Origin of the sequence: Caballeronia ptereochthonis (assembly GCF_001545075.1) — a bacterium.
Taxonomy (GTDB): Bacteria; Pseudomonadota; Gammaproteobacteria; order Burkholderiales; family Burkholderiaceae; genus Caballeronia; species Caballeronia ptereochthonis.
Genome location: NZ_FCOB02000021.1, coordinates 155952 through 161951 on the forward strand (window position 1 = coordinate 155952; position 6000 = coordinate 161951).

6 protein-coding genes and 1 pseudogene are annotated in these 6000 nt (G+C 65.6%); 4 read left to right on the forward strand and 3 right to left on the reverse strand.

All coding sequences use genetic code 11. From position 1 onward, the window contains the following. Positions 1-182 precede the first annotated feature (182 nt). The 4 genes from AWB83_RS22435 to AWB83_RS22450 are packed head-to-tail and all read left to right on the forward strand — an operon-like array spanning position 183 to position 3267. Positions 183-653, forward strand: a complete 471-nt coding sequence (locus AWB83_RS22435; RefSeq protein WP_087047813.1) for a Fur family transcriptional regulator — start codon at positions 183-185, stop codon at positions 651-653. Positions 654-705: 52 nt separating this feature from the next. After that, positions 706-1587, forward strand: coding sequence for a metal ABC transporter solute-binding protein (locus AWB83_RS22440; RefSeq protein ID WP_087047814.1), 882 nt, complete (start codon positions 706-708; stop codon positions 1585-1587). Then, positions 1584-2486, forward strand: coding sequence for a metal ABC transporter ATP-binding protein (locus AWB83_RS22445; protein ID WP_087047831.1), 903 nt, complete (start codon positions 1584-1586; stop codon positions 2484-2486). Before AWB83_RS22440 ends, AWB83_RS22445 begins: the two co-directional genes overlap by 4 nt. Further along, positions 2479-3267: a metal ABC transporter permease gene (locus AWB83_RS22450; RefSeq protein WP_087047815.1), complete on the forward strand. Its 789-nt coding sequence runs from the start codon at positions 2479-2481 to the stop codon at positions 3265-3267. Before AWB83_RS22445 ends, AWB83_RS22450 begins: the two co-directional genes overlap by 8 nt. On the opposite strand, the gene AWB83_RS22455 is transcribed toward AWB83_RS22450, so the two are convergent. The 3 genes and pseudogenes from AWB83_RS22455 to AWB83_RS36840 all read right to left on the reverse strand — a co-directional run. Beyond that, the gene (locus AWB83_RS22455; RefSeq protein WP_087047816.1) at positions 3231-4871 is read right to left on the reverse strand and encodes a tetratricopeptide repeat-containing glycosyltransferase family protein; all 1641 of its coding nucleotides are present in this window, start codon (positions 4869-4871) and stop codon (positions 3231-3233) included. The genes AWB83_RS22450 and AWB83_RS22455 overlap by 37 nt on opposite strands. Positions 4872-5050: 179 nt before the next feature. Next, the gene (gene fghA, locus AWB83_RS22460; protein WP_087047832.1) at positions 5051-5899 is read right to left on the reverse strand and encodes an S-formylglutathione hydrolase; all 849 of its coding nucleotides are present in this window, start codon (positions 5897-5899) and stop codon (positions 5051-5053) included. A gap of 14 nt (positions 5900-5913) precedes the next feature. Beyond that, a pseudogene (locus tag AWB83_RS36840) lies at positions 5914-6000 on the reverse strand (zinc-binding alcohol dehydrogenase); the annotation flags it as partial.

The window sequence follows — 6000 nt, forward strand, 5'->3', positions numbered from 1 at the left end:
GGGAAAACCCGTCTGGCAAGGCGCAGGAGAGCAACTCGCATGCCGCGTGGAGAAGAAAGACGGGTCGCAAAACGTGCAGGCATCTCTGATACGTTATATCATCGCGGAATCGTCCGACGAGCGGCGCGTCCGCTCGTGCTTCAACTCCTTGCACGAGCCACGTCTCGCGTGGCCGACATGACATGACCGCATCCGTCGAAACCATGCTGGCGCGCGCCGAAGCCCTCGCGGGCGAGCGCGGCGTCGCGCTCACGCCGTTGCGCCGCCAGGTGTATGAACTCGTGCTCAAGGCGCACAAGCCGATCGGCGCCTACGACCTGATCGACGCCATGGAACCGCAGCGCGGCGCGCGCGTGCCGCCGACCACCGTGTATCGCGCGCTCGACTTTCTCGTCGAAAACGGCTTCGTGCATCGCATCGAATCGAAGAACGCGTTCGTCGCCTGTTGCGATGCGGGCAAGCCGCACGAAAGTCAGTTCCTCATCTGCGACGAATGCGGCGCGACACTCGAAATCCAGGGCCGCGAACTCGCGTCGTCGCTCTCGGCGAGCCCGCCCGCGCATGGCTTCGAAGTGCGCCATCAGGTCGTTGAACTGAGCGGGCTGTGCAGCGACTGCCAGAAAAAACATCGCGCGCAGCATCGCGGCGCCTGACTGCTCATCCGATCACAACCGGCACACGCGCTGCCCACACACGAGGAAACCGATGAAATTCGCGCACGTCCTGACCTGCTTCGCCGTCGCGCTCGGCTTTTGCAACGCGGCATCGGCACAGACCGCGCGGGTGCCGGTCGTCGCGGCGGAAAACTTTTACGGCGACGTCATTCGCCAGCTCGGCGGCGATCACGTGCAGGTGACGAGCATCCTCAGCAACCCGGACGAGGATCCGCATCTCTTCGAAGCGAGCCCGAAGACCGCGCGCGCGTTGCAGCACGCGGCGCTCGTCGTCTATAACGGCGCGGACTACGATCCGTGGATGGACAAGCTGCTCGCGGCATCGAAGAGCAACGAGAAGCGCACGGTGATCGTCGCGGCGCAGCTCGTCGGCAAGAGGGCCGGCGACAATCCGCACCTCTGGTACGACCCGGCGACGATGCCCGCCGTCGCGAAAGCGGTGAGCGCGTATCTCGTCTCCGCGGACCCGTCGCACAAGAGCGACTACGACGCGCGCCTCGCGGCCTTCCTCGACTCGATGAAGCCCATCGACGCGAGCGTCGCGCAGCTGAAGGCGCGCTACAAGGGCGTGCCCGTGACCGCGACCGAGCCGGTGTTCGGCTACATGGCCGATGCGATCGGCTTCGAGATGCGCAACCAGCGCTTCCAGATGGCGTCGATGAACGAGACCGAGCCGAGCCCCGCCGATATCGCCGCGTTCGAGAAGGATCTGCGCGAGCGCCGTGTGCACGTGCTCATCTATAACAGTCAGGCGACGGGCGCCCTGACGAAGCGCCTGCTCAACGTCGCGAAGGACGCGCATGTGCCGAGCATCAGCGTGACGGAGACCCTGCCCGCGAAGAAGACGTATCAGCAATGGATGCAGTCGCAGCTCGACGCGCTCGCGGTCGCCCTGCAAGGATGGCAACGATGAGCACCGCGCAGCCCGCGCTCGAAGTCGACCGCGTGACGCTTGCGCTCGGCGGCCGCGAGATTCTCAACGATACGAGCTTTACGGTCCAGAACGGCGAGTTCATCGGCGTGCTCGGTCCGAACGGTGCGGGCAAGACCACCTTGATGCGCGCGCTGCTCGGGCTCGTGCCGGTCAGGAGCGGGACGATCCGCGTGAACGGCGAGGCGGTCGTGCGCGGCAATGCGTCCATCGGCTATATGCCGCAGATCCGTACCGGGCTCGCGAACCGGCGCGTGCTCGGCCGCGATTTCGTCGCGATGGCCGCGGACGGGCATCGCTGGGGACTGCCACATCGCAATGCGCGCCTCCGCGCGGATGTGGAGCGCGTGCTCGAGCTCGTCGGCGCGCATCAACTGGCCGCGCGCCCGCTGTCGGAGTTGTCCGGCGGCGAGCGTCAGCGCCTGCTGCTCGCGCAATGCCTGCTCGGCAATCCGCGTCTGCTGCTGCTCGACGAGCCGCTCATCAGCCTCGATCCGCGTCATCAGACGGGCGTCGTCGAACTCGTGCGGCGCGTGCAGCGCGAGCTGAACATCACCGTGCTGTTCTCGGCCCATGAGCTCAATCCGCTTCTGAACTCGCTCGACCGCGTGCTCTATCTCGGCAGCGGCCGCGCGGCGCTCGGCACCGTCGACGAGGTGATCTCCAAGCCCGTGCTGTCGCGCCTGTACGGCTCGCCCATCGACGTGATGCGCGTGAACGGCCGCATCTTCGTGATGTCGGGCGACGTCGAGATCGACAAGCTCGATCACGCCCACGAGGAAGGCGACGAGCACGAACATGACCACGGAGATGCGCACGAGCACGATCATGGCCACGCGCACGGTCACGGCAAGAAGGGAAAGCACACGCACAATGTTTGAATACGACTTCATGGTGAATGCATTCGCGGCGTCGGGAATCGTCGCGGTGCTGGCGGGAATCGTCGGATACTTTCTCGTGATGCGCGGGCAGACCTTCGCGGGCCACGCGCTCTCGCACGTCGGCTTCACCGGCGCGACCGGCGCGGTGCTGCTCGGCATTCCGCCGCTCTGGGGGATGGTCGGCTTCACGCTCGCGGCGGGCATCGGCATGGGCGCGCTCGGCGAGCGCCTGTCGGGGCGCGACGTGGCGATCGGCGTGATTCTTTCGTTATCGCTCGGTTTCGGCCTGCTGTTTCTGCACTTCTTCACCGCCTATGCGACGCAGGCGACCGCGCTTCTGTTCGGCAACGTGCTCGGCGTGAGTCACGAGACGCTCGTCGTGCTGGCGGGGCTCGCGATCGTGAGTCTCGCCGCGCTCGCGTTCATCATGCGGCCGTTGATGTTTGCGTCGTTGCAGCCGGAACTTGCCGAAGCCAAGGGCGTGTCGCTGCGGCTCGTTTCCGTGTTGTTTCTCGCGATCACCGCGCTCGCAGTCGCGGCGTGCACGCAGATCGTCGGCGTGCTGCTCGTGTTCGCGTTGATGGTGGGGCCTGCGGCCGCGGCGCAAAACGTCACGACGCGGCTGTCGTCCGGATTGGTCATCGCTGCCGCGTTCGCGCTCGGACAAGCCTGGGTCGGTCTGACGCTCGCCTATTACACCGACTGGCCGACGAGCTTCTGGATCACGATGCTCGCCGCGCTGGTCTACGGCGCGAGCCTGCTCGGGCGGCGCGGGCACTGAGCTTTCAGCGCGCCTCGCAACGCGGCCGCCACGCGTTCGATCACCTCATCCCACTCGCCCGGACGCGTCTGGCGAAAGAGCCGCGCGTTCGGATACCAGGGCGAAGAATCATCGCCTTCGTATAGCCAGCGCCAGCAGCCGTCGTAGCGCGAAAGTATCCACACCGGCCGATTCAGCGCGCCCGCCAGATGCGCGACCGACGTATCGACCGTGATCACCAGATCGAGTTGTTCGATGATCGCGGCAGTGTCGGCGAAGTCCGTCACTTCGTTCATCATGTCGACGGGACGCAACGCCGGCGGAAGCGTGTCGATCTCCGGCTGCGTCGACGCGCCCTTCTGCAAGCTGACGAAGGTCGCGCCCGGCACGCGCAGAATCGGCAAATACGCTTGCGCAGAAAGCGAGCGGAGTCGGTCCACGGCGTGCAGATGCGCCGCGTGATGGCGCGGATCGCCGGCCCAGACCAGACCGACCTTGAAGCCGCCCGCGGGCAGCCGGTCTCGCCAGGCGTGCGCCCGCTCACGCGGCACCCGCAGATAAGGCAGCGCCGCGGGCACGGATTCGAGCGTTGTGCCGAAGCGATGCGGCAAGCTCATCAACAGGCATTGAAAATCGTGCGAGGGGACCGCTGCTGGATCCTCGACGGTGATGCATGCGTCCACGCCATCGATCGTCGCGAAGAGTTCGCGCAGCGCGGACCGGCACACGAAGGTCAGTCGGGCGAGCCCTTGCGCCTTGAGCATCGGCAGATAGCGGCAGAACTGCAGGCTGTCGCCGAAACCCTGCTCCGTCCACACGATCAGCGACTTGCCGGCGAGCGGCTCGCCGCGCCACATCGGGATACCGGTTCGTGGCCGATCGAACCAGCCTCCGGCTTCATGGCGCGCTTCGAAGAGCGCCCATCCTTCGCGCATCTGTCCCATGCCGAGCAGCAGATGCGCGAGATTGAGACGCGCATCCACGTGGTCGGGACGCAGCGTCAGCGCCTGCCGATAAGCGGCTTGCGCTTCGTCGAAGCGGGCGAGTTTCTTCAGCGCCGTGCCGAGATTGAAATGGACATGTGCATCGTGCGGAGCGAGCGATGCCGCGCGCCGGAACACCGCCTCCGCTTCGCCGAAGCGACCGAGCTGCATGCAGCACGCGCCGAGATTGGTGTGCGCGCCTGCCTCGTCCGGATCGCATTCGAGCGCCCGCAGATGTGCGGCTCGCGCCGCATCGAGCGCGCCTTGCGTCTCGAGAATTCGTCCGAGATTCGTGTGCGCGGAGGCCTGGTCCGGCCGGATTTCCAGCACGCGCCGGTAGGCGGTTTCCGCCTCCCGGAAGCGCCCGCTTCTGCGCAATGCGATGCCAAGGTTGTTATGCGCTTCGATAAAATCCGGGCTGATGTCGATTGCGCGGTGACAATACGCTTCGGCTTCGGCAACACGCCCGAGCGCAAGACAGCAGGCGGCCGCGAGATTGAGCATCGGCGCTTGCGTGTGTGTGAGAGAAGAACGATCGAGCAGCGCGAGGGCGTCGGCGAACTGTCCGCGGCGATAGAGCGTTTCCGCAGAGGAATATGCGGTCAGTGACGTGTCGGCGGCGTTGCGGACTTCTTCTTGCATGGGGATCGTGCGTTGGAGCGAGGTCCGCGACGCAATCGCCGGCGGCCCGTCCCAGAGGGTTCCGAGACCGACAGGTTAAGGCGGGCTCTCTTGAGACTCCATTGGACGATTCCCAGTTCACGTTCCGGGTGAGGCGCTACGGCGCGAGAGCGCCGCACTGCCTCACCGGTTCGCGGCACCTACTTGCAGAGCGTCCGCGCATGATGCGCCATATGCTCGCCGACGAAGGTCGAGATAAAGAAATACCCGTGGTCGTAGCCTTCGTGACGGCGCACGGTCACGTTATGTCCGGCATCGCGCGCATTACGCTCGAAGACCTCGGGATGAAGCTGCTCGGCGAGAAACTGATCCGCGAGCCCTTGATCGATCAGGATGCCGCCCTCGAAGCGCGAAGCGGCATCGCCCTTGATGAGCTCGCTGGCATCGTATTGCTTCCACGCTTCGCGGGCGTCGCCGAGATAGCCCGAGAACGCCTTCACGCCCCATGGACATTGCGACGGCGCCGCGATCGGCGCGAACGCCGACACCGACTTGTACAAGTCCGGATTGCGCAACGCGAGCACGAGTGCGCCGTGCCCGCCCATCGAATGACCGAAGATGCCGATGCGTTCCTCGCGCACCGGCAACTCGGCGACGACGGTCTTGCGCAACTCCTGCGTCACATACGAGTACATGCGATAACGCTGCGCCCACGGCTCGCGCGTCGCATCGACGTAAAAGCCCGCGCCGACGCCGAAATCCCACGCATCGGTCTCGCCCGGCACGCCCGCGCCGCGCGGGCTCGTATCCGGCGCGATCAGCGCGATGCCGTGCTCGGCCGCGTAGCGCTGGGCGCCGGCCTTGATCGGGAACGTCTCTTCCGTGCAGGTGAGACCGGCGAGATAAAACAGCGCCGGCACCTTTTGCGACGCTGCCTCTCTCGGCAAGAAGACGGAGAAGCGCATCGGCAGGCCGATCGTTTCCGAATCGTGCCGGTAGATGCGCTGCACGCCGTCGAAACAACGATGTTCTTCCACGAGTTCCAGCATGAACGCCTCCTCGCTCAATAGACGACGACGGAACGAATCGACTCGCCCTTCTTCATCAGGTCGAAGCCTTCGTTGATGCGCTCCAGCGGCAGATGATGCGT